The 26,587-nt window shown below is 72.7% G+C and carries 23 protein-coding genes; all 23 read right to left on the minus strand.

Annotated elements, in window-relative coordinates:
* Positions 1-26: 26 nt before the first annotated feature.
* The 23 genes from N8K70_RS08890 to alaS all read right to left on the minus strand — a co-directional run bounded on the left by N8K70_RS08890 (position 27) and on the right by alaS (position 26,575).
* Entirely contained in the window at positions 27-2,009 is a 1,983-nt protein-coding gene (locus N8K70_RS08890) for a primosomal protein N' family DNA-binding protein (RefSeq protein WP_317137990.1), read from the minus strand.
* A gap of 16 nt (positions 2,010-2,025) precedes the next feature.
* Positions 2,026-3,216: a methionine adenosyltransferase gene (gene metK / locus N8K70_RS08895; protein ID WP_317137991.1), complete on the minus strand. Its 1,191-nt coding sequence runs from the start codon at positions 3,214-3,216 to the stop codon at positions 2,026-2,028.
* Positions 3,217-3,339: 123 nt separating this feature from the next.
* Complete coding sequence (rpoZ, locus tag N8K70_RS08900; RefSeq protein WP_317137992.1) at positions 3,340-3,594, minus strand: DNA-directed RNA polymerase subunit omega; 255 nt, start codon at positions 3,592-3,594, stop codon at positions 3,340-3,342.
* A 66-nt stretch (positions 3,595-3,660) separates the two neighbouring features.
* Positions 3,661-4,584 (minus strand): guanylate kinase, encoded by a 924-nt coding sequence (gene gmk, locus N8K70_RS08905; protein ID WP_317137993.1) that lies wholly within the window; start codon positions 4,582-4,584, stop codon positions 3,661-3,663.
* Positions 4,577-5,428, minus strand: coding sequence for an orotidine-5'-phosphate decarboxylase (gene pyrF / locus N8K70_RS08910; protein ID WP_317137994.1), 852 nt, complete (start codon positions 5,426-5,428; stop codon positions 4,577-4,579). Before pyrF ends, gmk begins: the two co-directional genes overlap by 8 nt.
* Positions 5,428-8,751, minus strand: a complete 3,324-nt coding sequence (carB, locus tag N8K70_RS08915; protein WP_317137995.1) for a carbamoyl-phosphate synthase large subunit — start codon at positions 8,749-8,751, stop codon at positions 5,428-5,430. The genes pyrF and carB overlap by 1 nt, the downstream gene beginning before the upstream one ends.
* Positions 8,744-9,904: a glutamine-hydrolyzing carbamoyl-phosphate synthase small subunit gene (carA, locus tag N8K70_RS08920; RefSeq protein ID WP_317137996.1), complete on the minus strand. Its 1,161-nt coding sequence runs from the start codon at positions 9,902-9,904 to the stop codon at positions 8,744-8,746. Before carA ends, carB begins: the two co-directional genes overlap by 8 nt.
* Positions 9,901-10,410, minus strand: coding sequence for a PH-like domain-containing protein (locus N8K70_RS08925; protein WP_317137997.1), 510 nt, complete (start codon positions 10,408-10,410; stop codon positions 9,901-9,903). Before N8K70_RS08925 ends, carA begins: the two co-directional genes overlap by 4 nt.
* Positions 10,407-11,717 carry a dihydroorotase gene (locus N8K70_RS08930; protein WP_317137998.1) on the minus strand — a complete coding sequence of 437 codons (1,311 nt, stop codon included), beginning with the start codon at positions 11,715-11,717 and terminating at the stop codon, positions 10,407-10,409. Before N8K70_RS08930 ends, N8K70_RS08925 begins: the two co-directional genes overlap by 4 nt.
* On the minus strand, positions 11,714-12,673 hold the full coding sequence (locus N8K70_RS08935; RefSeq protein ID WP_317137999.1) for an aspartate carbamoyltransferase catalytic subunit: 960 nt from the start codon (positions 12,671-12,673) through the stop codon (positions 11,714-11,716). Before N8K70_RS08935 ends, N8K70_RS08930 begins: the two co-directional genes overlap by 4 nt.
* The gene (pyrR, locus tag N8K70_RS08940; RefSeq protein WP_317138000.1) at positions 12,673-13,209 is read right to left on the minus strand and encodes a bifunctional pyr operon transcriptional regulator/uracil phosphoribosyltransferase PyrR; all 537 of its coding nucleotides are present in this window, start codon (positions 13,207-13,209) and stop codon (positions 12,673-12,675) included. Before pyrR ends, N8K70_RS08935 begins: the two co-directional genes overlap by 1 nt.
* 56 nt (positions 13,210-13,265) lie before the next feature.
* The gene (locus N8K70_RS08945) at positions 13,266-13,667 is read right to left on the minus strand and encodes a type II toxin-antitoxin system VapC family toxin (protein ID WP_317138001.1); all 402 of its coding nucleotides are present in this window, start codon (positions 13,665-13,667) and stop codon (positions 13,266-13,268) included.
* Entirely contained in the window at positions 13,664-13,927 is a 264-nt protein-coding gene (locus N8K70_RS08950; RefSeq protein ID WP_317138002.1) for a hypothetical protein, read from the minus strand. The genes N8K70_RS08945 and N8K70_RS08950 overlap by 4 nt, the downstream gene beginning before the upstream one ends.
* Before the next feature lie 40 nt (positions 13,928-13,967).
* On the minus strand, positions 13,968-17,216 hold the full coding sequence (locus tag N8K70_RS08955; RefSeq protein WP_449406850.1) for an SNF2-related protein: 3,249 nt from the start codon (positions 17,214-17,216) through the stop codon (positions 13,968-13,970).
* Positions 17,217-17,274: 58 nt separating this feature from the next.
* Positions 17,275-17,685: a transcription antitermination factor NusB gene (gene nusB / locus N8K70_RS08960; protein ID WP_317138004.1), complete on the minus strand. Its 411-nt coding sequence runs from the start codon at positions 17,683-17,685 to the stop codon at positions 17,275-17,277.
* Between the two features lie 9 nt (positions 17,686-17,694).
* Entirely contained in the window at positions 17,695-18,255 is a 561-nt protein-coding gene (efp, locus tag N8K70_RS08965; protein ID WP_317138005.1) for an elongation factor P, read from the minus strand.
* Between the two features lie 75 nt (positions 18,256-18,330).
* Entirely contained in the window at positions 18,331-19,449 is a 1,119-nt protein-coding gene (aroB, locus tag N8K70_RS08970; protein ID WP_317138006.1) for a 3-dehydroquinate synthase, read from the minus strand.
* Positions 19,446-20,033 carry a shikimate kinase gene (locus N8K70_RS08975; protein WP_317138007.1) on the minus strand — a complete coding sequence of 196 codons (588 nt, stop codon included), beginning with the start codon at positions 20,031-20,033 and terminating at the stop codon, positions 19,446-19,448. Before N8K70_RS08975 ends, aroB begins: the two co-directional genes overlap by 4 nt.
* The gene (gene aroC, locus N8K70_RS08980) at positions 20,017-21,234 is read right to left on the minus strand and encodes a chorismate synthase (RefSeq protein ID WP_317138008.1); all 1,218 of its coding nucleotides are present in this window, start codon (positions 21,232-21,234) and stop codon (positions 20,017-20,019) included. The genes N8K70_RS08975 and aroC overlap by 17 nt, the downstream gene beginning before the upstream one ends.
* Before the next feature lie 5 nt (positions 21,235-21,239).
* Entirely contained in the window at positions 21,240-22,103 is an 864-nt protein-coding gene (locus N8K70_RS08985) for a shikimate dehydrogenase (protein ID WP_317138009.1), read from the minus strand.
* Positions 22,096-23,442: an endolytic transglycosylase MltG gene (gene mltG / locus N8K70_RS08990; RefSeq protein WP_317138010.1), complete on the minus strand. Its 1,347-nt coding sequence runs from the start codon at positions 23,440-23,442 to the stop codon at positions 22,096-22,098. The genes N8K70_RS08985 and mltG overlap by 8 nt, the downstream gene beginning before the upstream one ends.
* A gap of 8 nt (positions 23,443-23,450) precedes the next feature.
* Positions 23,451-23,918 (minus strand): Holliday junction resolvase RuvX, encoded by a 468-nt coding sequence (ruvX, locus tag N8K70_RS08995; protein ID WP_317138011.1) that lies wholly within the window; start codon positions 23,916-23,918, stop codon positions 23,451-23,453.
* Positions 23,915-26,575 carry an alanine--tRNA ligase gene (gene alaS / locus N8K70_RS09000; protein WP_317138012.1) on the minus strand — a complete coding sequence of 887 codons (2,661 nt, stop codon included), beginning with the start codon at positions 26,573-26,575 and terminating at the stop codon, positions 23,915-23,917. Before alaS ends, ruvX begins: the two co-directional genes overlap by 4 nt.
* Positions 26,576-26,587: the final 12 nt, after the last annotated feature.

Below are 26,587 nucleotides of genomic sequence, written 5' to 3' on the forward strand. Positions count from 1 at the left end.
CCTGCATCGTGTCCGGCCTCCGGCGTCTACAGCTCGGGATCGGCGAGGTCGACGCGCACGGCGAGCGTGTTGCGGGACGTGCCGCGACCGCGCGCGCCCTTCCCCCGCCCCCGGCCCCTGCCGCTCATGGCGGCCGCCACGACCGACGCCCGCAGGGATCTCGTCACGGCCGGCCCGCGGCCGTAGTCGAACCGGATGAGGGCGCGTGCTCCCGGATAGCCGTCGCGGTCGATCGGCACGGGTCCGAGGACGGCGTCGTCGCCGAGACCCGGCACGTCCGCCGCGAGCGTCTCCAGCGCGCGGTCGACCGCCGCGGAGTCCCCCTCGAGGCGTGCCACGCGTGCCGCCGGCGGCATGCGCAGCGGCAGCCGCTCCTCCAGCTCGGTCCGTGCGTAGTTCGGCTGCGTCCAGCTCGCGAGGGCCCGGGCGACCGGCCCCGTCACGCCGACGAGATGCACGGGAGCCCCGGGAGCCGCGAGCGCGGCCGCGTTCGACCACCAGCGCAGGCACGACTCGCCGATGCGCAGGTCGGGGGCCTGCAGCATGCGGTCGCCGTCGAGGAGGAGGACGGCGCGGTATCCGGACGGCGCGATCGGCTCGGCGCCCCGCGTCGCCACCACGAGCGCGGCGCGGTCGTCGACCTCGCGGACGGGATGGGCGCCGTCCGCCACGATGACGCGCGCCCCGGGGAACGCGCGGCCGAGCTCGTCGGCCGTCCTCTCGCTGCCGGAGGAGGCGAGGCGCAGCCGGGTCGACGCGCAGGCGGCGCACGCCCACGCGTGCGCCGATCTCCCGCACCATCCGCACACGGGCGTCGCGCCGCGGGCGCGGGCGTGCAGCGGCCCGCCGCAGTGCGCGCAACGCGTCGGGGTGCGGCAGTCAGCGCAGACGAGCGACGGCGCATAGCCGGGGCGTGCGACCTGCACGAGCACGGGCCCGAGGTCGAGCCCCTCGCGCACGGCGCGGAAGCTGGCCGACGGGATGCGCGCGGAGGCCTGCTCGTGCTCCGGCGCCGTGCTCAGCACGACGCGCGGCGCCGCCCGGCGCGGCGCGGCCGCCTCCGCCACGAACCCGAGCGTCACGAGTCGCTCGACGTCGCTCGTGCGCGTGTGGCCGGCGAAGAGCAGCGCGCAGCCGTCGACGGCCTGGCGCACGAGGGCGACGTCGCGCGCATGCGCGTACGGCGCGAGCGGCTCCTCGAACAGCGGGTCGCCGTCGTCCCAGAGGGCGACGAGGCCCGTGTCGTGCACGGGCGCGTACACCGCCGAGCGGTTGCCGATGACGACACACGGCGCATCGTCGAGGGTGCGGAGGAACCCCGCGTAGCGTTCCGGTCCCGACTGGCCGGCGTCGTGCCGTACGAGCGCCGACCCGGGGACGAGTGCCAGCAGCTGCTCCTGCAGCAGATCGAGGTCGCGATGGTCGGGGACCGCCACGATCGCCGAGCGCCCCTCCGCCAGCACGGCCGCCGCGGCGGCGGCCAGCAGGCGCGCCCACGCCGGCCGTCCGTCGACGAGGCGCGGGGGCGCGTCGACGGCGATCCGTGCGCCGTCGAGGAGCCGATCGCGCAGCATGGGGAACTCCGCGAGCACGTCGTCGGCCGTCCGCCGTTCCTCCGACAGCACGACGGGCGGCGTCGCCCCGTCGGAGGCGAGCCACGCCTTCTCGGCCCTGACCATCCGCTTGGGGATGGCCAGGCGCAGCACGTCGCTCGCGGAGCCCGCCGACCTGTCCGCGACGGTGCGCGCGAGCCGGTACAGACGCTCCGGCAGCACGCGTGCCGCGGAGACCACCTGGTCGATCTCGGACAGGGCGCGGTCGGCGTCGTCCTCGTCGCCGGTCTCGACGACGAATCCCTCGATCGTCCTCCCCGCCGAGCGCAGCGGGACCTTCACCCGGACGCCGGGCCGGGCGTCGCCGACCAGCTCGTCGGGGATCGCATAGTCGAACAGCCGGTCCAGCTGCGGCAGCGACGACTCCAGGAGCACGCGTGCGATACGGCGCGGCATCACGCGCCCCCTGCCGTCAGAGGCCTGCGGCGCGCTGCAGCTCTTCGACGCGCGTGGTCTGCTCCCAGGTGAAGTCGGGGAGCTCGCGGCCGAAGTGCCCGTACGCCGCCGTCTGGGCGTAGATGGGGCGCAGCAGGTCGAGCTCCTCGATGATCGCGCCCGGGCGCAGGTCGAAGACCTCGGAGATCGCGCGCGTGATGGTCTCGTCGGACACGGACCCCGTGCCGAACGACTCCACGTAGAGGCCCACGGGGTTCGCCTTGCCGATCGCGTACGCCACCTGCACCTCGAGCCGCTCGGCGAGGCCCGCGGCCACCGCGTTCTTCGCGACCCAGCGCATGGCATATGCGGCCGAGCGGTCGACCTTCGACGGGTCCTTCCCGCTGAAGGCGCCGCCGCCGTGCCGGGCGGCGCCGCCGTAGGTGTCGATGATGATCTTGCGGCCCGTGAGGCCGGCGTCGCCCTTCGGGCCGCCCGTGACGAAGGGACCGGCGGGGTTGATGTACAGCTTGACCCCCGTGTGGTCGAGGCCGGTCTGATCGAGGACGGGGCGGATGACCCTCTGCTCGATCTCCTGACGCAGCTCCTCCTGCGTCGTGCCGGGGTGATGCTGCGTCGAGAGCACGACGGCGTCCACGGTCTTCGGCGTGAAACCCTCGTAACCCAGGGTCACCTGCGTCTTGCCGTCCGGGCGCAGGAAGGGGAGCTCGCCGTTGCGGCGTACCGCGGTGAGGCGCTCGGCGAGGCGGTGCGCCGTCCACGCCGCCATCGGCATGAGCTGCGGCGTCTCGTTCGTCGCGAAGCCGAACATGATGCCCTGGTCGCCGGCGCCCAGCAGGTCGAACCGGTCGACGGAGTCGCCCTCGCGCTGCTCCAGCGCCCTGTCGACGCCGTGCGCGATGTCGCCGGACTGCTCGCCCACCGAGACGCTCACGCCGCACGAGTCGCCGTCGAAGCCCATCTCGCTCGAGGTGTACCCGATGCGGTTGATGACGCCGCGCACGATCGCGGGGATCTCGACGTACCCGTCCGTGCGCATCTCGCCCGCCACGTGCACGAGACCCGTGGTCACGAGGGTCTCCACGGCGACACGGCTCTCGCGGTCGACGCGCAGCAGCCCGTCGAGGATGCTGTCGGAGATCTGGTCGCAGATCTTGTCGGGATGCCCCTCCGTGACCGACTCGGACGTGAACAGGCGCAGGCTCATGGCGGCTCCAGGCGATCGGTCGGACGCGGTGCGGTTCGCGCCGCGCCCTCCAGTATGACGAGGGCCTCCGACACTCGGTGACGGAGGCCCTCGGTATGACGTTCTGCTACTCGGCGGCGCTCATCACTCCGCGGGACGGAGGCGCAGCTTGTCCTGGTGGATCTCGTGCAGCGCGATCGTGAGCGGCTTGTCCTCGACCGACGAGTCGACGAGCGGCCCGACGTTGTCGAAGAGGTTGCCCTCGTGCAGATCGGTGTAGTAGTCGTTGATCTGGCGGGCGCGCTTGGCGCCGTAGATCACAAGCTGGTACTTCGAGTCGACGCGGTCGAGAAGCTCGTCGATCGGCGGGTCGATGATGCCCTTGTGCTCGCTGCTCATTGCAGTCCTCCTGTTCGGCGACGCATGTCGCACGGCGAATCCATGGCGGGACGGCGCGCCGTGGTGTCAGCGCCCGGATGCCTGGATCAAGTCTACGACCTGTCGCGCCGCATCGGCGACGCTGTCGTTCACGACGCGGAAGTCGAACTCCCCCTGCGCGGCCAGCTCGACCTTCGCCGTGCGCAGCCGGCGGGCCCGCTCCTCGGCGTCCTCCGTCCCGCGTCCGACGAGGCGCGAGGTCAGCTCGTCCCAGCTCGGCGGCAGCAGGAACACGAGCGTCGCGGAGGGGGCGGCCGCCCGCACCTGGCGCGCGCCCTGCAGGTCGATCTCGAGGAGGACGGCCTTCCCGTCGGCCAGCGCCCGCTCGATGGGGGCGCGCGGCGTGCCGTAACGGTGCCGGTTGTGTACCGTGGCGTGCTCGAGCAGCTCGCCGTCGGCGACGAGGCGGTCGAACTCCGCGTCGTCGACGAAGAAGTAGTGCTCGCCGTCCACCTCGCCCGGGCGCGGCGGGCGCGTCGTCGCCGAGACCGACAGCAGCAGCTCGGGGTGGTGCTCCTTGATGTGGGCCGCCACCGTGCCCTTGCCCACCGCCGTCGGACCGGCGAGCACGATGAGCCGGCTCCGGCCGGGTCGCGCCTCCGGCTCCGGCATGCGGTCGTCCAGCCATGCGGCCAGCGCCTGGCGCTGCCGGCCGCCGAGGCCGCCGATGCGCTTGACGGGCGAGATCGCGAGCTCCGTCAGGATGCGGTCGCGCTTCCCCTCCCCGATCGCGGGAAGGGCGGTGAGGAACTCCGGCACGCGCAGGGTCCCGGCCGGCGAGTGCGGATCGGCGTCCGCACGGCGCAGGATCTCCTGCGGCGTCACGACGCGCGTCGACAGGTCCCGCTTGAGGCTCGCCCGTGCACGGCGCGCCTCGACGGCCCTCCGCGACGCGGCGGCGCGGTCGACCTCGGGCGGGGCGGGGCGGGGCACGCCCGGGTGCTCAGTCAACGGATCCTCCGTCCCGCTCGCGCCGGTAGGCCCGCGCGGCCTCCGCGACGGCGTCGGCGATGTCGGCCGGACCGGCCGCGAGGATGCTCCGGCTCTCGGAGGCGATGACGCACGGCGCCATGTCCCCGAAGACCGACGCGAGGTCGCCGCCGCGCGCGCCCTGGAACCCGAAGCCGGGCGCGAGGATGGGAGCCGGCGGCGCGAACGGCGCGAGCCCGGCGTCCGTCCATCCCACCGTCGCGCCGATGACGAGCCCGGTGCTCCCCCACTCGCCGTCGGCGGCGACGCGCGCGTTGCGGGCCGAGACGTCCGACACGATCGACGCCGAGACCGTCCCGCGCTCCGTCGCGGCGCGCTGCACGCCGACGGCCTCCGGGTTGCTCGTGGCCGCGAGGACGAACGCGCCCTTCCCGTGCGCGTCCGCGAGGGACAGCGCGCCCTCCAGCGCGCCGACGCCGAGGTACGGGCTCATCGTGAGCGCGTCCGCCTCGAGCGGCGACCCCGGGGCGAGCCAGGCCGCCGCGTACGCGTCCATGGTCGAGCCGATGTCCCCGCGCTTCGCGTCGGCGATGACGATCAGCCCCGCCGCGCGCGCCGCGGCGAGCACCTCCTCCAGCGCCGCGAAGCCGGCGGACCCGAACCGCTCGTAGAACGACGCCTGCGGCTTGACGAAGCCCGCACGACCCGTCGCCGCCTCGACGACGCGGAGGCCGAACTCGCGCACGCCGCCGGCGTCCGCCGCCAGCCCCCACTCCGCGAGGAGGGAGAGGTGCGGGTCGATGCCCACGCAGAGCGGCCCGCGTGCGCCGACGACGGATCGGACCCGCTCTCCGAAGGCGGCCACTACGCGCTCACCACGGCCTCGCCCGCGGTCGCCGCGGCCAGGCTCGCGGCCCGGTCGGCCGCGAACTCCTGAAGACTGCGCACACGGAAGCCGCCGCCCATCGTGTCCATGGCGCTCACCGCCGCGCCCAGCACCGAGATGGTCGTGAACAGCGCCTTGTCCGCTCCGACGGCGGCCGCGCGGATCTCGTATCCGTCCGCGCGCGCCGACATCCCGCTCGGGGTGTTCACGACGATGTCGACGCGGCCGGCGTTGATGAGGTCGACGATGTTCTCCTCGCCGGAAGCCTGCGTCGCGCTGTACTTGTTCACGACCTCGACCTCGATGCCGTTGCGCCGCAGGATCTCCGCCGTGCCCTCCGTCGCGAGCAGCTCGAAGCCGAGCTGGCGCAGCCGGTGCGCGGGCAGGATGACGTCGCGCTTGTCGCTGTCGGCGACCGAGATGAACACGGTGCCCGAGAGCGGGATGCCGCCGTAGGCCGCGGCCTGGCTCTTCGCGAACGCGGTCGGGAAGTCGCGGTCGATGCCCATGACCTCGCCCGTCGAGCGCATCTCGGGTCCGAGCACGGAGTCGACGATGGCGCCGTCCTTCGTGCGGAAGCGCTTGAAGGGCAGCACGGCCTCCTTCACGGCGACGGGGGCGTCGAAGGGCACGCGCGATCCGTCGGCCACCGGCAGCAGGCCCTCCGCCTTCAGATCGGCGATCGTCGTGCCGGCCATGACGCGGCTGGCCGCCTTCGCGAGCGGGATGCCGAGCGCCTTCGAGACGAAGGGCACGGTGCGGCTCGCCCGCGGGTTGGCCTCGATCACGTACAGGACGCCGGCGCTGATCGCGAACTGCACGTTCAGCAGGCCGCGCACGCCGACGCCCTGCGCGATGGCCAGCGTCGCCTCGCGCACGCGGTCGATCTCGCTGCGTCCGAGCGACATGGGCGGCAGCGTGCAGCTGGAGTCGCCGGAGTGGATGCCGGCCTCCTCCAGGTGCTCCATGATGCCGCCCACGTAGAGCTCGTGGCCGTCGTAGAGCGCGTCGACGTCGATCTCCACGGCATCGTCGAGGAAGCGGTCCACGAGGAGGGGCTGACCGGGGCCGATGATGGCCTGGTCGGCGATGCGGACGAAGTAGTCGCGCAGGCTCGCGGTGTCGTAGACGATCTCCATGCCGCGTCCGCCGAGCACGAAGCTCGGGCGCACGAGGACCGGGAAGCCGATCTCCTGCGCGACCTCCACGGCCCCGTCGGCGTCGATCGCGGTGCCGTTGCGCGGGGCGAGGAGGCCGGCCCTGTCGAGGATGCCGGAGAACAGGCCCCGCTCCTCCGCGAGGTCGATCGCCGCGGGGCTCGTGCCGAGGATCGTGTACCCGGCGTCCTCGATGCCCTTGGCGAGGCCCAGCGGCGTCTGCCCGCCGAGCTGGCAGACGACGCCGAAGATCTCGCCCGACTGCGCCTCCGCGTGGAGCACCTCGAGCACGTCCTCCAGCGTGAGCGGCTCGAAGTACAGGCGGTCGGAGGTGTCGTAGTCGGTCGAGACGGTCTCGGGGTTGCAGTTGACCATCACGGTCTCGAAGCCCGCGTCCGACAGCGCGAACGACGCGTGCACGCACGAGTAGTCGAACTCGACGCCCTGCCCGATGCGGTTGGGACCCGAACCGATGATGACGACCTTGCGGCGGTCGGACGGAGTGACCTCGGTCTCGAGGTCGTAGCTCGAGTAGTGGTACGGCGTGGCCGCGGGGAACTCCCCGGCGCACGTGTCGACCGTCTTGAACACCGGCCGGATGCCGAGGGCGTGGCGGACGCCGCGCACCTCGGTCTCCGCGACGCCGCGCAGCTGGGCGATCTGGGCGTCCGAGAAGCCGTGGTCCTTCGCGAGGCGGATGGCGCGCTCGTCGAGCTCCGCAGCCCCCGCGATCGCGTCGGCGACCTCGTTGATCAGGACGATCTGGTCGATGAACCACGGATCGATCTTGGTCGCCTCGAACACCTGCTCCGCCGTGGCCCCGAGACGCAGCGCCTGCTGCACGTCGACGATGCGGCCGTCCGTGGGCGTGGCGATGCTCTCCAGCAGGCTCGCGACCGTGCGGGTCTCCTCGCCCCAGTGGAAGCTCGAACCTCGCTTCTCGACCGAGCGCAGGGCCTTCTGCAGCGCCGTGGCGTAGTTGCGGCCGATCGCCATCGCCTCGCCGACCGACTTCATGGTGGTCGTGAGCGTCGGGTCGGCGGCGGGGAACTTCTCGAACGCGAAGCGCGGGACCTTGACGACGACGTAGTCGAGCGTGGGCTCGAACGACGCGGGCGTGACGCGCGTGATGTCGTTCGGGACCTCGTCGAGACGGTAGCCGAGGGCGAGTTTCGCGGCGAGCTTCGCGATCGGGAAGCCCGTCGCCTTCGACGCGAGAGCCGACGAGCGCGAGACGCGCGGGTTCATCTCGATGACGATGATGCGCCCGTCCGCGGGGTCGATCGCGAACTGGATGTTGCAGCCGCCCGTGTCCACGCCGACGGCGCGGATGATGTCGATGCCGATGTCGCGCAGGCGCTGGTACTCGCGGTCGGTGAGGGTGAGCGCGGGGGCGACGGTGATCGAGTCGCCCGTGTGCACGCCGACGGGGTCGACGTTCTCGATGGAGCAGACGACCACCGTGTTGTCGGCGGTGTCGCGCATGAGCTCGAGCTCGTACTCCTTCCAGCCGAGGATCGACTCCTCCAGGAGCACCTCCGTCGTCGACGACTCGTGCAGGCCCGCGCCCGCGATGCGGCGGAGGTCCGTCTCGTCGTACGCGAAGCCGGAGCCCAGGCCGCCCATCGTGAACGACGGGCGCACGACGAGCGGGTAGCCGAGATCCTCGGCGGCCTCGAGGACCTCGTCCATCGTGTGCGCGATGCGGCTGCGCGCCACCTCGGCGCCCGCCTCGACCACGAGCTCCTTGAACACCTGGCGGTCCTCGCCCTTGCGGATGGCGTCGACCTTCGCGCCGATGAGCTCGACGTCGTACTTCTCCAGGATGCCGCGCTCGTGCAGCGCCATGGCGGCGTTGAGCGCCGTCTGCCCGCCGAGCGTCGGCAGGATCGCGTCCGGCCGCTCCTTGGCGATGATCGTCTCGATGACCTCGGGGGTGATCGGCTCGATGTACGTCGCGTCCGCGAAGTCCGGATCGGTCATGATCGTGGCCGGGTTCGAGTTCACGAGGATGACGCGCACGCCCTCCTCGCGCAGGACGCGGCAGGCCTGGGTGCCCGAGTAGTCGAACTCGCAGGCCTGGCCGATGACGATCGGGCCGGATCCGATGACGAGGACGGAGTGGATGTCGTCGCGCTTAGGCATTCGCGTCCTTCTTGCTGAGAGTGTCGATCACCATGTCGCGGAAGCGATCGAAGAGGTAGTTGGCGTCGTGCGGGCCCCCGGCGGCCTCGGGGTGGTACTGCACGGAGAACGCGGGGATGTCGAGCGCGCGCAGGCCCTCGACGACGTCGTCGTTGAGATCGACGTGGCTCACCTCGACCCGGCCGAAGCCGGCGGGGCTCTCGAAGGAGCCCTCGACCGGCGCGTCGACGGCGAAGCCGTGGTTGTGCGCCGTGATCTCGACGCGCCCCGTGAGCTTGTCCTTGACGGGCTGGTTGATGCCGCGGTGCCCGAAGGGCAGCTTGTAGGTGCCCAGCCCGAGCGCGCGGCCGAACAGCTGGTTGCCGAAGCAGATCCCGAAGAAGGGCAGGCCGTCCCGCAGGGTGTCCTGCAGCAGCGCCACGTGGTCGTCGCTCGCCGCGGGGTCGCCGGGCCCGTTCGAGTAGAACACCGCGACGGGGTCGACGGCCTTGAGCTCCGCGAAGGAGACGCTCTGCGGCAGCACGTGCACCTCGAAGCCGCGACGGGCGAGGTTCTCGACCGTCGCCTGCTTGATGCCGAGGTCGATGACCGCGAGGTTGCCGATCCTCTCTCCCACGGCGGGGGTGACGGCGGCGACCTCGACCGAGACGTCCGCCGAGAGGTTCCGGCCTGCCATCTCGGGCGCCGCGGTCACGATGCGCAGCTGCTCCGCCGGCTCGATGGCCGCGGCCTCCCCCGAGAACACGCCGCCCCGCATCGAGCCCGCCGATCGGATGTGCCGGGTGACGGCGCGCGTGTCGATGCCGCTGATCCCGACGACGCCGTCGCGCTCGAGGGCGGTCTCGAGCGACTCGTCGGCACGCCAGTTGGACACGACGCGGCTGGGGTCGCGGACGATGTACCCCGCGACCCAGATGCGTCGCGACTCCGGGTCCTCGGAGTTCACGCCGGTGTTGCCGATGTGCGGCGCGGTCTGCAGCACGATCTGCCCCGCGTAGGACGGGTCCGTGAGCGTCTCCTGGTATCCGGTCATGCCGGTGGAGAAGACCACCTCGCCGATGGTCGTGCCGCGCGCGCCGTAGGCGCGGCCGCTGAAGCGCGTGCCGTCTTCGAGGACGAGGACCGCGGGATCGCGGTCGAGGAGAGAGGTCATCGGGTGGCTCCTGTGGGGGTGGAAGGGGCGCGCAGGTCTTCGATCGCCTCGACGAGGGCGTCGGGGTCGCCTCCCTGCAGGCGCACGTAGGAATCGCAGACCGTGCCGTCCGCGGCGTGCCAGGCGATCAGCACGAGGCCGTCCTGCTCCACGGCGCGGTCGATGGTCCAGGTGGCCCGTCCGGCGCCGGCGAGCTCGTCGACGCGGAGGAACACGGTGGGCTCGCCGACGAGATCGAGCGCGACGCCGCGGTCCGTGACGGTGACGGTCGTCCTCGCGCGGAAGCCGAGCGGGCGCACGGCGATCCGCTCGAGCGGCTCGCCGTGGCGCGTCGTCGCGACGTACAGGCCGGAGAACGCCGCGGTCGCGGCGCCCTCCGTCGCGCGGACGGGCGCGACCACCCCGGCGTCGCGGCGGACGCGTCGTCGCCAGCCCCAGACCATCCCCGCGAGGATCGCCGCGGCGATCGCGATCATGACGAGCAGTCCCGGCACGTACGGGCTCATGGGCGGGCTCCTTCCAGGTCGGCGAGCACGCCGTCGGCGAGCGTCGCGTATCCGCGATGGATCGTCCACACGACACGGCCAGGAAGCTCCCGGCCGAGGTACGGCGAGTTCGCGCTGCGGCCTCGGAGGTCGTCTGTGGAGAACACGCCGGCCGGCCGCGGGTCGTAGAGGGTGATCTCGGCGGGCTGCCCGGCCTCGAGCGGCGTGCCGTGCCCGTCGATCCGGCCGATGCGCGCGGGCGCCTTCGAGAGGACGCGTGCGACATCCGCCCAGTCGAGGAGGCCCGTGGCCACCATCGACTCGTGGACGACCCGCAGGGCGCTCTCGAGCCCGACCATGCCGTTGGCCGCGGCGGCCCACTCGCACGTCTTGCTCTCGGCCGGATGCGGCGCGTGATCCGTCGCGACGATGTCGATCGTCCCGTCGGCGAGTCCCTCGCGCACGGCGAGCACGTCCTCGGCCGTCCGCAGCGGCGGGTTGACCTTGTAGCGCGCGTCGTAGCCGTGGGCGAGCTCGTCCGTGAGGAGCAGGTGATGCGGCGTGACCTCCGCCGTCACGTCGACGCCGCGGCGCTTCGCCCACCGGATGAGGTCGACGGAGCCGGCGGTCGAGAGATGGCAGACGTGAAGCCGCGAGCCGACGTGCTCGGCGAGCAGCACGTCGCGGGCGATGATCGACTCCTCGGCGACGGCCGGCCATCCGGCCAGGCCGAGCTCCGCCGACACGACGCCCTCGTTCATCTGCGCGCCCTCCGTGAGGCGCGGGTCCTGCGCGTGTTGGGCGACGACGCCGTCGAACGCCTTCACGTACTCCAGCGCGCGGCGCATGATGAGCGGGTCGAACACGCAGAAGCCGTCGTCGCTGAAGACGCGCACGCGGGCCCGGGAGCCCGCCATCGCGCCGAGCTCGGCGAGACGCTCGCCCTTCTGCCCCACGGTGACCGCGCCGATGGGCTGCACGGTGGCGTAGCCCGCGGCCTCGCCGAGCGCGAGCTCCTGCTCGACGACGCCCGCGACGTCCGCCACGGGAGAGGTGTTGGGCATGGCGAAGACGGCCGTGAAGCCGCCCGCCGCGGCCGCGCGCGTCCCCGTGAGGATGGTCTCGCTCGCCTCGTATCCCGGCTCGCGCAGGTGCGTGTGCAGGTCGACGAGCCCCGGCAGGGCGACGAGGCCGTGGGCGTCGACGACGCGCGCGCCGGCGCGGCTGACGCCCGTGCCGACCTCGGTGATGCGGCCGTCCTCGACGAGGATGTCCGCCGCCTCGCCGCCCTCGATCGCGGCCCCCTGGATGAGAAGCACCTCGCTCATCGCTCCTCCTCGCTCGTCCGCTCGCCCGCGAGCAGCAGGTAGAGCACGGCCATCCGCACCGAGACGCCGGCCTTCACCTGCTCGAGCACGGTGGCCCGGGGCGAGTCGGCTGCTGCTGCGGAGATCTCCAGTCCCCGGTTCATGGGACCGGGGTGCATGACAATCGTAGCTTCCGGCAGCGTCGCCAGACGCTCGGGGTCGAGGCCCCAGCGGCGGGAATACTCCCGCTCCGACGGGAAATAGGCGGCGTTCATCCGCTCCAGCTGGATCCGCAGCATCATGAGCGCGTCGGGCCCGTCGGCGATGGCCTCGTCGAGGTCGTAGCGCACCGTCACGGGCCACAGCGACAGATCCTGCGGCAGCAGCGTCGGCGGCGCGACGAGCGTCACCTCGGCGCCGAGGGCGCGGAGCAACCACACGTTCGAGCGCGCGACGCGGGAGTGGAGGATGTCGCCGACGATCGCGACGCGGTATCCCTCGAGATCGCGGCCGCGGCTGCCGTGGCCGTGGCGGCGCTTCCGCATCGTGAACGCGTCGAGGAGCGCCTGCGTGGGATGCTCGTGCGTCCCGTCGCCCGCGTTGACGACGCCCGCCGAGATCCATCCGCTCGTCGCGAGCGTCCGCGGCGCGCCGGACGCTCCGTGCCGGATGACCACCGCGTCCGCGCCCATCGCCTGCAGCGTCTGGGCCGTGTCCTGCAGGCTCTCGCCCTTCGAGACGCTCGATCCCTTGGCGGAGAAGTTGATGACGTCCGCCGAGAGCCGCTTCGCGGCGGCCTCGAACGAGATGCGCGTGCGCGTGGAGTCCTCGAAGAAGAGGTTCACGACGGTCTTGCCGCGGAGGGTCGGCAGCTTCTTGACCTCCCGCTCCTGGGTGCCCGCCATGTCCTCCGCGACGTCGAGGATGCGGACGGCGTCGTCGCGGGAGAGCGTCTTGGTGTCGAGGAGATGGCGCATCAGCCGGCGTCCTCGATCGACACGCGCTCGTCGCCGTCGACCTCGGCGAGGTGCACGTTGACGCGCTCCGCTCGCGAGGACGGCAGGTTCTTCCCGACGAAGTCGGGGCGGATCGGGAGCTCCCGGTGCCCGCGGTCGACGAGGATGGCGAGGCGCACGGCCGCGGGCCGGCCGATGTCGTTCAGGGCGTCGAGCGCGGCGCGGATGCTGCGCCCGGAGAAGAGCACGTCGTCGACGAGCACGACCGTGCGGCCGTCGATGCCGTCGTCGGGGATCTCTGTGGGCCGCGGCGACCGCGTCGGGTGCCTGGCGAGGTCGTCGCGGTACATCGTGACGTCGAGGGAGCCGACGGGCACGTGCCGGCCGCCGAAGCGCTCGATGAGCTCGCCCAGACGGCGGGCGAGCGTCACGCCACGGGTCGGGATGCCGAGGAGGACGAGGCCGTCCGGCCCCTTGTTCGCCTCGAGGATCTCGTGGGCGATCCGGGTCAGGGCCCGGGCGATGTCAGCGTCATGCAGCACGGTCCGCGTGCTCATCCGCCGCTCCCTTCTCCGCCTCACGGGACGGGGTTAAAGGTGCAGATGCCCCGAGTCTACCCGGCCGCCGGCTCCTCGTCCGCCCCGATCACGTCCACGCCGCGCTCACGGGCGGCGCGCGCGAGCCTCGTGTCGAAGGTCGCGAGGCTCGCACCCTCCACCAGGGCCGCGGCGAGGACGCAGCAGCCCGGCAGGCGCAGCCCCGTCTCCGCCCGCAGCCGGGCCAGCTCGACGGGCTCGTCGTCGGCCGGGACGTGGCGTTCCACGCCGAGCCTCGTGAGCACGGCGAGCGCCTCCGCCTCGCGTCCGACACGCACCGGTCCGACGAGGCTCTCCGCAGCGGTCATGGGGTGCAGCATCAACTCGTCCTCGGTGTCGAGGATCTCGAAAGCCCGTTCCGCATGCGCATCGCCTCCGACCATGTGCGCGATCATCACGCTCGCGTCGAGGACGATCACGCCGGCCAGTCCCCCCTGAGCTCTTCGAGATACCCCGGCGGATACGCGTCGGTCATCGTGCCACGCGTCTCCTCGAGCACGCGACGCCTCTCCGCGCGGCGGGAGGAGCGCGTCGCGGCCACGGACTCGGCCCCCGCGGTCAGCAGCCGCGTGACGAGCTCCGAGCGCGCGACGCCCGGCCACTCCTTGGCGGCCAGGTCGAGCGCCTCCGCGACGGGAGGCGTCTGGGTGACCTGGATGCGGGGAAGCGCCGTGGGCATGCGTCAAGTGTACCACCGGACGAATCGGTGGTACAGGCGATCAGTCCTCGAGCAGCCCGCGGATGTCGTCGGCCGTGAGCTCCTGCGAGAACAGCGCGTCGTCGTCCATCACGGCGCGGAACAGCCTCGACTTCCGCTCCTGCAACGCCATGACCTTGTCCTCGATCGTGTCGGCCGCGATCATCCGGTACACCACGACGGTGCGCGTCTGGCCGATGCGGTGCGCGCGGTCCACGGCCTGCGACTCCGCGGCGGGGTTCCACCACGGGTCGAGCAGGAAGACGTAGTCGGCCTCGGTGAGCGTGAGGCCGAACCCGCCGGCCTTCAGGCTGATGAGGAAGACCGGCGCGTCGCCCTGCCGGAACGCGTCGACGGCCCCCGTCCTGTCGCGCGTCGCGCCGTCGAGCCGTGCGTGCGCGATCCCCTCGCGACCGAGCCGGGACTCGACGAGATCGAGGTACGACGTGAACTGGCTGAAGACGAGCGCGCGATGGCCCTCCGCGACGATCTCGGTCAGCCGTTCGGCGAGCGCGTCCAGCTTGCTCGACCCGGCGTGCGCGTGCGCCGGGTCGACGAGCTCGGGGGCGAGGCTCAGCAGCCGCAGGAGCGTGAGCGAGCGGAACACGATGAACCGGTTGCGGTCCAGGTCGTCCAGGAGCCCCAGCACCTTCTGCCGTTCGCGCTGCAGGACGACGTCGTAGACGGCGCGGTGCGCGGCGCTCAGCTCCACGTGCAGATGCTGCTCCTGCTTGGGAGGCAGGTCCTCAGCGACGTGCTCCTTGGTGCGCCGCAGCATGAGGGGGCGGATGCGGCGACGCAGGCGTTCGAGTCGCCGTGCGCGGTACGCGCTCCCCTCCTGGTTCTCGGGGACCTTGCCCTTCTCGATGGGGCCGACGTACTCCTCGCGGAACCGCCGCGCGGACGGGAAGAGACCGGGAGCGGCGAGCGAGAGCAGCGCCCACAGGTCCTCGAGGCCGTTCTCCAGCGGCGTGCCCGTCACGGCGAAGGTCACGTCCGCGCGGAGCTCCCGTGCCGCCCGGTGCACCTTCGTCCGGGGGTTCTTCGCGAACTGCGCCTCGTCGAGCACGAGGCCGGCCCATTCCACGGCCGCGTACTCGTCGCCCTCCAACCGCAGGAGCGCATAGGAGGCGACCACGACGTCCGCGTCCGCCGCCGCGTCCGCGACGGACGCCGGCCGCTTCGCGCGTGTCGCGGTCATCCGGCGCACCCTGAGCTCCGGCGCGAAGCGCGCGGCCTCGTCCTCCCACGTCGACGTCACGGAGGTGGGCGCGACGACGAGGAAGGGCCGACGTTCGCCGGCCTCGCGGGTGTGCAGGATGAGCGCGAGCATCTGCACCGTCTTGCCGAGCCCCATGTCGTCCGCGAGGATGCCGCCCAGCCGGTGCCGCCAGAGGAACGCGAGCCAGTCGAAGCCCGCCTTCTGATAGGTGCGCAGCTGCGCACGGAGCCCCGCGGGCAGCGGGGTCGGCTCGATGCGCTCGAAGTCCCGCAGCCCCTCGGCCGTCGCGCGCCACGAGACGGCGGGCACGGCCTCGTCCGCGAGGTCCTCGAAGTCGGCCCAGAGGTCCGTCTGATAGCGGCTGATGCGTGGCCCGCTCTCCCACTCCGAGAGCGTCGCGGCCTCGTCGACCAGATCCCGCAGACGCTGCAGCGCGGGATGGGCGAGCGAGAAGTATCCTCCGTCGGCGAGCAGCATCTTCTTCCGGCGCTGGCTGATCGCCGTGAACAGGGGCGCGAAGGGGATGTTGCGGCCGTCCACCGTCACGATCACGCCGAGGTCGAACCAGTCCGCATCCGTGCTCTCGACCGTCGAGACGGTGATCTCGGGCGCGGAGGTGAGCTCGCGATACCGGCGAGGCGTCCCCGTCGCCTCCACGACGACGCCCGCGGCCTCGAGGGCGGGCACGACCTTCGCCGAGAACTCGGCCGCGTCGACGTCGCGGAGCTCTCCCGAGGCCGCGAACGGCAGGTCGGAGGCGTCCGCCCACGTGCCGGCGATCCGCGAGGCGAGCTCCGCCTCCTCGGCGGCGTCGCGGTCCGGGTCGGCTGCGGCGGCCCCCGGCTCCCCGTCGAACGGGCGGCGGCCGAGACCGGGGTACGACCAGGCGAGCTCGTAGGCGGTCCTGTCCCCCGGGCGGAAGACCACCGCGAGGAGCGGACGCGGCCGCGGCGCTTCCGGCAGCTCGATCCCGTCTCCGGCGCGCACGTCCGCGCGCCGGGCGAGCACCGGGACGGCCTCGCGCAGGAACTCCTCCGACTCCGACGCCGGGACGGCGAGGGTCCCGCCCGCGGCGAGCAGCGCCTGCAGCGGATCCGTCAGCTCGACCGGGGCGAGCGCGAGCGCGATCCGGCCGTCCTCGACCGCGAACGCGTACAGCCCGGCGCGGGAGACCGGCCGTGCCGACGCGGCGGTCACGTCCTCGCCGTCGATCTCGATCTCGGCGTGCACGCTCATCCCGCCGTCCTCGTCGCGGACGATGCGCATGCGGGCGGCCGCGCCGTCCGCCAGGCGCACGTCGAGCAGCTTCTGCGTCGGCACGAGCGGGATGCCGAGGCGTGCCGCCGTGCGCAGGTGCGGCCAGAGGAGCGCCGATGCGATCGTGTCCAGCGTGAGCCACTCCGCGCCGTCGCCGAACGCGTCGAGACGGAACACGTCGCGCGCGATGCTGTAGAGCTCCGCGAACCACCGCGACTGCGCCCGGGGGAAGCGTCCTCCCGGACGCCGGACGGTCTCCCACGACGCGTCGCCCTTGATCCATGCGCTCGACCTGTCGCTGCGGAGCAGGGGGCGCAGGCCGACGAACAGCTCGGGCAGCCGCTCCCCCGCGAGGTCGCGCGGACGGGCGGGCTCCGCACGGCGCGTCTGCCACGCTCGTGCCCCGCCGGGCGACCGCCTGCGCAGCTCCACGCCGAGGGCGAGCGGCACCGCCCCCGTCTCCGCCGCGGTCTCGGGGACGAGCGAGCGCCACGACGAGGCCGCGGGTCCGCCCCGGGGCCGGAGCCCGGCGGCGGCCGAGCGCTGCTGCGCGTTCGCCGCCAGCAGCGCGGCGACGACGTGCTTGCAGCGGCTGCGCAGGGGGCAGCTGCACTCGGTCGCCGCGATCGCCCCCGAGCGACCGTCGACGAGCACGCGGCTGCGGTAGCTGCGCCCCGAGCTGCCGTGCACGGCGGCCGTGAGCGTGACGCCGTCGGAGAGCCACTGCGCGTGCGCGACGGCGCCCTCCTGGAAGTACGCGAGACCGCGCTCGTACGCCCCGCCCTCCGCCATGCGGCGGATGGCCTCGGGCTCGATGTACGGCACGATCACCCCGAGGACGCCCGCGCTCTCAGCTGGACCGCGCGATCCGGGCGAGCACGCCGTGGACGAACGCGCCGGACTCCTCGGTCGAGAGCTCCTTCGCGAGCTCGACGGCCTCGTCGATCGCGACGGCGGTCGGCACCTCGTCGTTGAAGAGGATCTCCCAGACGCCGATGCGCAGGAGCGCCCGGTCGACGGCGGGCATGCGCTCGATCCGCCAGTCCCGGCTGTGGGTCGTGATCTGCTCGTCGATCTCGTCGCGATGGTCGAGGACGCCGTCGACGATGTCCCGCGCGTACAGCCAGGAGGCCTGGCGTGCCGGCTCCCCCGCCGCGCGCTTCGCCTCGGCCGCGAGGGTCGCCTCGACGGCGTCGCCGCGGACGTCGGAGGAGAACAGGATGTCGAGGGCGCGCTTGCGCGCCTTGGTGCGTGCGCTCACTCCGGCGGCTCAGTTGACCCGGCCGAGGTAGTCGCCCGTCCGGGTGTCGACCTTGACCTTCGTGCCGGTCTCGAGGAAGAGCGGCACCTGGATCTCGTAGCCCGTCTCGACCGTGGCGGGCTTGGTGCCGGCCGACGAGCGGTCGCCCTGCAGGCCCGGCTCGGTGTAGGTGATCTCCAGCACGACGGACGCGGGGAGGTCGACGTACAGCGGCAGGCCGTCGTGGAGGGCGATCGTGACGAGCTGGTTCTCGAGCAGATAGTTGGCGGCGTCGCCCACGACGGAGCTCGAGACGTTGATCTGGTCGTAGTCGGCCGCGTCCATGAAGACGAACGACTCGCCGTCGTTGTAGAGGTACGTGAAGTCGCGGCGGTCGACGTTCTGGATGTCCACCTTGGCCCCCGCGTTGAACGTGCGGTCGACGGTCTTGCCCGAGACGACGTTCTTGAGCTTCGTGCGCACGAACGCACCGCCCTTGCCGGGCTTGACGTGCTGGAACTCCACGACGTTCCAGAGCTGCCCGTCGATGGCGAGCACGACGCCGTTCCTGATGTCTGCGGTCGATGCCATTGTCGTATGTGGTCCGTTCGTGAGGAGTCGGTTCGTCGGGAGTCGGCGGGCCCGCTTCCGGGCCGATGAACGAGTCTAGCGGGCGCCGCCCGTCGGGATGATGCGGCCCGCGTCCTCCTCGCCGATCTCCTGGTACGCCGCGAAGAGCAGCGACTCGTCGGGCGCCTGCGCCACGGTGGGCTTGCCGATGTCGTCGAGCAGGACGAAGCGCAGCATGCCCGCCCGCGCCTTCTTGTCCCGCTGCATCGTCGCCAGGAGCTGCCGCCAGGCGCCCGAGCGATAGGTCGTCGGCAGGCCGAGCGACGTCAGGACGGCGCGGTGGCGGTCCACGGCCGCGTCGGACAGGCGGCCGGCGAGCCGGGAGAGCTCCGCGGCGTACATCATGCCGATCGACACGGCAGCGCCGTGACGCCAGCGGTAGCGCTCGGCGTGCTCGATCGCGTGGCCGAGGGTGTGGCCGTAGTTCAGCGTCTCGCGGAGCCCCGCCTCGCGGAAGTCCTGGCCGACGACGTCGGCCTTCATCCGGATGGCCAGCTCGATGCAGCGGCGGAACTCCGCCGTCGTCGGGTCCGTCGCGCGCGCCGGATCCGCCTCGACGACGTCGAGGATCTCCGGGTAGCGGATGAACCCGGCCTTCACGACCTCGGCGAACCCGGCGACCGCCTCGTTGGCGGGCAGCGTCGCGAGGAGGTCGAGGTCGCAGACCACGACGCGCGGGGCCCAGAAGGCGCCGACGAGGTTCTTGCCCTCCGCCGTGTTGATGCCGGTCTTGCCGCCCACCGCCGCGTCGACCATCCCGAGGACGGTCGTGGGGATCTGGACGAGGTCGACCCCGCGCAGCCACGTGGCCGCGACGAAGCCCGCGAGGTCGGTGACCGCGCCTCCGCCGAGGCCGATGACGGCGTCGGTGCGCGTGAAGTCGGCCTGGCCCATGATCTGCCAGCAGAAGGCCGCGACCTCGACGCGCTTGGCCTGCTCCGCGTCGGGCACCTCCGCGAGGAGGATCTCGCGCGATCCGTCCCCGACGAGCTCGGACCGCAGCTGCTCGGCCCGGGCCCCGAGCGACGGCTGGTGCACGATGAGGACCTTCTTCGCCGCGGGGGGCAGCAGCTCCCCCAGTCGCGCGATGACGCCGTTTCCGACGACGACGTCGTAGCCGGGCGTCCCGCGGACCGGGATGACGGTGTCGTTCATCGTTCCTCCTCCGGGGCAGCGGCGTGCTGCTCCTCGCCGCGCAGCCACGCGACGACGTGCTCGACGGTCGTCTGGGTGGGGAGCCGCGACGTGTCGAAGGCCACGTCGGCGACCTCCGCGTAGATCGGGGCGCGCTCGCCGGCGATCCGCACCCACTCCGCGAGCGGATCGCCGCCGTTGAGCAACGGCCGTCTCCGGCCCCGGATCCGCCGCGCGATGGAGTCCTCGTCGACCGTGAGCAGGACGACGCGGTGATCGCGCAGGCGCTCGCGCGTCTCCCGCGCGAGCACGGCCCCTCCGCCCAGCGCGACGACGCCTCGACGCTCCAGCGCCTCGCGCACCGCCTCGCGCTCGAGGGCGCGGAAGCGCTCCTCGCCCTCCCGCGCGAACAGGTCCGCGATCGCCCCGTGCGCGCGGACGATCTCGGCGTCGGTGTCGGTGAACGGGACGTTCAGGGCGCGTGCGACGCGCCTGCCGATGCTCGACTTTCCCGCGCCCATGGGGCCGACGAACACGATCGCGCCCTTCCCGGCCGGTCCCGCCTCGGAGGAACCGCGCGATCCCGCCTCAGCGGGCGAGGTCATGCGACACCGCGCCGGCCGCCGTGTGCTGGGTCTCGGGGATGGCGGCGAGGTATGACTCGAGGTTGCGACGGGTCTCCGAGACGGAGTCCCCCCCGAACTTCTCGAGCACGACGTCCGCGAGCACGATGGCGACCATGGCCTCCGCGACGACGCCGGCCGCGGGCACGGCGCACACGTCCGAGCGCTGATGGTGCGCCGAAGCCGTGTCGCCCGTGGCCACGTCCACCGTCCGCAGGGCGTGCGGCACCGTCGCGATGGGCTTCATGCCGGCGCGGATCCGCAGCAGCGTGCCCGTCGACATCCCGCCCTCGGTCCCGCCCGCCCGGTCGGTCCCGCGGGCGATGCCCCGGTCGGTGGAGAAGAGCTCGTCGTGCGCCTGCGAGCCGCGACGGCGCGTCGTCTCGAACCCGTCCCCGACCTCGACGCCCTTGATGGCCTGGATGCTCATGAGAGCCTGTGCGAGCTTGCCGTCGAGACGGCGGTCCCACTGCACGTGCGAGCCGAGCCCGGGGGGCAGGTCGTACGCGAGCACCTCGACGACCCCGCCCAGCGTGTCGCCGTCCTTCTTCGCCGCGTCGACCTCGGCCACCATGAGCGCGCTCGTCGCCGGGTCGAAGCACCGCAGCGGATCGGCGTCGAGCGCCGCGACGTCGTCGGGCGACGGAAGCGGGGAGCCGTCGGGCACGCGCACGGGGCCGATCGACAGCGTGTGGCTGACGAGACGGATCCCGAGCTCGCCGAGGAACGCGCGCGCCACGGCGCCGAGGGCGACACGGGCGGCGGTCTCGCGGGCGCTCGCCCGCTCGAGGACCGGGCGCGACTCGTCGAAGCCGTACTTCTGCATCCCGACGAGGTCCGCATGTCCGGGCCGGGGCCGCGTGAGCGGCGCACCGCGGCCGCGCGACTTCTCGGTGAGCTCCACGGGCTCGGGGCTCATGACCTCCGTCCACTTCGGCCACTCGGTGTTCCCGATCCGCAGTGCGACGGGGCTCCCGATCGAGAGTCCGTGTCGGATGCCGGCGGAGATCGACAGCTCGTCCTGCTCGAACTTCATGCGCGAGCCGCGCCCGTAGCCGAGCTTGCGCCGCTGCAGATCCTCCTGGATGGCGGAGGCGGTCACGGGGACGCCCGCCGGGAGTCCCTCCATGAGGGCGATCAGTTCGGGGCCGTGCGATTCGCCGGCCGTGAGCACACGGAGCATGATCGCTATTCTCCCATGAGCGCCGCGCGCATCGCGGCCACCACGTCCGCCTCCCGGTCGAGCGGGGTGTCGAGACGGCCGGACGTGAACACGCGCACCTGCAGCACGGCCTGGTGAAGGAGCATGCCGAGCCCCGAATGCGCCTCGCCGTCGGTCCAGAGTCGCGCCAGCGCGGAGGGCCAGGGATCGTACGCCACGTCGAAGAGCGGTCCTCCCGCCCGCGCGAGCCGCTCCGCGTGCGCGTCGGGGAGCACGGTCCCCCCGGGCAGGGTCGCGACGGTCAGGTCCACCGGCTCGTGCGCGGCCCCGAAGGGCTCCGCCTGCACCGCGACGCCGGCCCGCTCGCCGATCGCGACGAGCGGCGCCGCGCGTTCCGGCGTGCGTGCGACGACGTGGACGCGGCGCGCTCCCAGCTCGCCCAGCGCCACGAGCGCCGACGCCGCCGTCGCTCCGGCCCCCGCGATGCGCGCGGTCTCGACCTCGCGGATCCCGAGCTCGGCAAGCGCGACGACGATGCCGCCGACATCCGTGTTGAATCCGATCGGGCCCGCTCCGTCCCCGCTGTCGATGCCCGGGAGGTCGCGGGAGGGGGTGCCGAAGAAGAGGGTGTTGACGGCCCCCGTCAGCTCGGCGCGCCTGCCGTGCCACGACGCGGCGCGGAACGCCGCCTCCTTGAGCGGCATCGTCACCGCCAGGCCCCGCCATCCCGCTCCGATGCCCGCGAGCGCCTGGTCGAACGCCGCCCGCTCGACCAGGCGGCGTCCGAACGTCCAGTCGAGCCCGAGCACGCGGTAGGCGGCGCCGTGCAGCTGCGGCGACCGGCTGTGCTCGATCGGCGCGCCCCAGACCTCGAGGCGCGTCTCACTCACAGTAGACCGCGTTCTCGGCGCTCGCCCGGCACCATTCCTGCAGCCGCTCCACGGCCGCCTCGTGCTCCGCGAGCGTGCTCGAGAACACCGTCTCCCCCGTGGCGAGGTCGACCGGCACGAAGTAGAGCCAGTCGCCGTCCGCGGGCGACATCGCCGCCTGGATCGCGGCCTCGCCGGGCAGCCCGATGGGCCCCACGGGCAGCCCCTGGTGCACGTAGGTGTTGTACGGGTTCGACTCGTCGGCGCGCTGCTCGTCGGTCGTCCACACCGTGTGCGTGCTGTCGGCGCCGTACGCGACGGTGGCGTCCGACTGCAGCAGCATGCCCTCGTCGACGCGGTTGAAGAAGACGCGCGCGATCTGCGCCATGTCGTCCTCGCCACCCGACTCGCGCTGGACGAGGGCCGCCATCGTGAGGATCTGCAGCCGGTCCTCCTCGGGAACGCCCAGACCGTCGAGCCGTTCGAACATCTCGTCGACGAGCACGCGGATGACGTCCTCCGCCGTCGCATCCGGCTCGAACGTGTAGGTGGCGGGGAAGAGGAAGCCCTCGATGCTCGGGGCGTCGGCCGGGATGCCGAACTGCGTGTAGTCGGCCGCCTCTGCCTGCAGCTCCTCCAGCGGGATCTCCGTGACCTCGGAGATGCTCACGAGCGCGTCGGCGGCGAAGCTCCCCTCCGTGATCAGCACCGTGTTCTCCAGGCGCGTCTCGGGGTCCTCGAGCGCGTCGAGGGCCGCCGCGGACGTCATCTTCTGCTGGAGGCGGTAGACGCCGGGATAGAAGGTGGGGTTCTCGCCGCTGTCGAGAAGGTACTGGTAGAACGAGTCCGACTCGAGCGTGACGCCGGCCTCGTGCAGCGAGGCGGACACCGCCTCGCCCGTGTCCCCGTCGGCGACCGTGACGAGCGCCTCGCCGGTCGCGTCGCCCTCCTCGTAGTCGTGCGGGCCGTCCCAACCCATGACGGCCGAGATCCGGTCGCCGTAGGCGTTCCACGCCCACAGTCCGCCCGCGGCGACGCCGCCGAGGAGGACGAGCACGATGACGATGGAGATCAGGCAGCCGAGCCTGCTGCCCTTGCGCGGCGCGGGTCGCCCCACGGTCTCCGGCGTGAAGAGGTCGTCCAGGCCCGCGGGCTGTCGCTCGCCCCTCGCCGTGGCCTCGTCGATGGTCGCGCCCTGCGGAGCGGCGTCCGCGGGCGGGCGCGTGATCGGCGGACCGGAGGCCGCGTCGTGCGCGGCGGCGCTGGGCAGCGTGCGGCGCGACTCGGCGGCCAGCTCCTGCGCGCGCCGCTCACGACGCGTCAGCGGGCGCTCGGGATCGGGATTCGAGGTCTCGGGCATTCGGGGGTCTACTCCAAACCGGTGCCGACGGGCTCCCCGGGGGCGGATCCCGTCTGCTTCTCCGTGTCGATCGCGTGCTGCAGCAGCACCACCGCGGCGACCTGGTCGACAATGCTACGCGAGCCCTTCTGCGATCGCCCGGACTGCCGCAGCGCGGAATGCGCGCTCACGGTGCTCAGCCGCTCGTCGACGAGCCTCACGGGCACGGGATGGCGCGCCGCCAGAGCCGCGGCGAAGTCGCGCGCGTCCTGCGTGGACGGCGTGTCGTCGCCGCGCATGTTGAGCGGGAGCCCGACGACGAACTCGAGCGGCCCGTGCTCGACCGCGAGCTCCACCAGCCGGGCGATCGAGCGCTCGTTCCGCGGAACCGTCTCCACGGGCACGGCGAGCATCCCGTCGGGGTCGCAGCGGGCGACGCCGATGCGGGCCTTCCCCACGTCGACGCCGAGCCGGACGCCGCGACGGAAGCCCGTCACGCAGCGACCAGGCCGCGTCGCACCGCATCGAGCGCCGCCGGGACGGCCGACGCGTCGGCGCCGCCTCCCTGCGCCATGTCGTCCCGGCCGCCGCCTCCGCCGCCCAGCGCCGCCGCGGCCGCCTTCGCCAGCGCGCCGGCCTTCGCCCCGGCACGACGAGCGGCGTCGTTCGTCGCGACGATGACGACCGGGCGTCCCGCGACCTCGGCGGCGAGCGCCACCACGGCGGCCTCGCTGCCCAGCCTCTCCCGCACGCTGGAGACGAGCGAGCGCACGTCGTCCTGCGATCCGACGGCGCCGACGGACTCCGCCACGAGCCGGACGGCGCCCGCACGCGTCGCGGCGTCGACGAGCGCCGGCACGCGTTCGCCGAGCGCCTTCGCCTCGAACTGGGCGATCTTCTTCTCGGCGGCCTTGAGGCTCGCGGCGAGCTCGGACACGCGCGTCGCGAGCTGGTCCTTCGGCGTCTTCAGCGCCGAGGTGAGCTCGTTCACGAGGGCGCGCTCCGCCGTGAGCTCGCGGAAGGCGTCGAGGCCGACGAGCGCCTCGACCCTCCGGTTCGACGCGCCCACCGACGACTCGCCCGTGATGCTGATGAGGCCGATCTCGGCCGACGACGCCACATGGGTGCCGCCGCACAGCTCGCGCGACCACGGTCCCCCGATGTCGACCATCCGCACCCGGTCGCCGTACTTCTCGCCGAACAGCGCCGTGGCGCCGGCGGCCTTGGCGTCATCGAGGGAGAGCACGCGCGTGGTCACCTCGAGGTTGTCGCGCACCGCGTTGTTCGCGATCTCCTCGATCTCGGTGCGGGTGACGGGGCTCAGCGCCTGGCCCCACGTGAAGTCGAAGCGCAGGTATCCGGCGCGGTTGAGCGAGCCGGCCTGCGTCGCGCCCTTGCCGAGGGTGTCGCGGAGGGCCGCGTGCACGAGGTGCGTCGCGGAGTGCGCCTGCGTCGCGGCGCGCCGGTTGGCGGCGTCGACGATCGTCGACGCCGGCTGTCCGACGCCGACCTCGCCTCGCGCGACCTCGACCGTGTGGCTCACGAGACCGGGCACGGGCCGCTGCACGTCGAGCACCTCGAGCTCGAACCCGGGGCCGACGATCACGCCCTTGTCCGCGACCTGCCCGCCGGACTCGGCGTAGAGCGACGTCTCGGCGACGATGACCTCCGCGATCTGACCCTGCGTCGCGCTGGGCACGCTCACGCCGTCGACGAGCACGCCGAGCACGTTCGTCTCGGTCTCCAGATCGGTGTAGCCCGTGAAGGCCGTCTCCCCCTGCGCACGGAAGGCGCTGTAGACGCCGACGTCGGCGATGGCGCGCTTGCGCGAGCGGGCGTCGGCCTTCGCACGCTGCCTCTGCTCCTGCATGAGCGAGTCGAAGGCGTCGCGATCGACGCCCAGGCCCGCCTCCTCGGCGATCTCGAGCGTGAGGTCGATGGGGAACCCGTACGTGTCGTGCAGGAGGAAAGCCTCGGGCCCCGTGAGCGTCGATCCGCCGGACGCCCTGGTCTTCTCCACCGCGGTGTCGAGGATGGTGGAGCCGGCGGTCAGCGTGCGCAGGAAGGTCTCCTCCTCCGCGAACGCGTAGGAGGAGATGCGCTGCCAGTCGGTCTCGACCTCGGGGTAGCCCGCCTTCATGGCGTCGCGCGAGGCCTCGAACAGGGCGGGGAAGGTCGCCTCCTCGACGCCGAGCAGACGCATCGAGCGCACGGTGCGCCGCATCAGCCGGCGCAGGATGTAGCCGCGGCCCTCGTTCGACGGCGTCACGCCGTCGGAGAGGAGCATGAGCGACGAGCGCACGTGGTCGGCGATGACGCGGAAGCGGACGTCGTCGACGTGCTCGGCGCCGTAGCGGCGGCCGGAGAGCTCGACGGCGCGGTCGAGGACAGGGCGCACCTGATCGGTCTCGTACATGTTCTCGACGCCCTGCTTGATGAAGGCGACGCGCTCGAGCCCCATGCCCGTGTCGATGTTCTTCTCCGGCAGCTCGCCGACGATGTCGAACTCGGTCTTGGAGCGCACGTTGGCGATCGAGTTCTGCATGAACACGAGGTTCCAGATCTCGAGGAAGCGGTTGTCGTCGACGGCGGGCCCGCCCTCGGCGCCGTAGGCGGGGCCGCGGTCGAAATAGATCTCCGAGCACGGGCCCGCGGGACCGGGCTGCCCGGTCGTCCAGAAGTTGTCGGCGCGTCCCAGGCGCTGGATGCGCTCGGCGGGAAGACCCGCGATCCGCTGCCAGAGGGCCGCGGCCTCGTCGTCGTCCTCGTACACGGTGACCCACAGGTCGCGCTCGGCGAAGCCCAGGCCGCCGTCCGCCTCGCTCGACGTCAGGAGCTCCCAGGCGTAGGAGATCGCCCCCTCCTTGAAGTAGTCGCCGAACGACCAGTTGCCGAGCATCTGGAAGAAGGTGCCGTGCCGGGCGGTCTTCCCGACCTCCTCGATGTCGTTCGTGCGGATGCACTTCTGCACGTCGGCGGCGCGCGCGTAGGGCGCGGGCACCACGCCCGTCAGGTACGGGATGAACGGCACCATGCCGGCGATCGTGAACATGATCGACGGGTCGTCGCTCACAAGCGATGCCGACGGGACGATGGTGTGCTCGTTCTTCTCGAAGTAGTCGAGGTAGCGCTGCGCGATCTCCGCGGTCTTCATGGGATGGGGACT

The sequence above is a fragment of the Microbacterium sp. AB genome, from assembly GCF_032878875.1.
Lineage (GTDB): Bacteria > Actinomycetota > Actinomycetes > Actinomycetales > Microbacteriaceae > Microbacterium > Microbacterium betulae.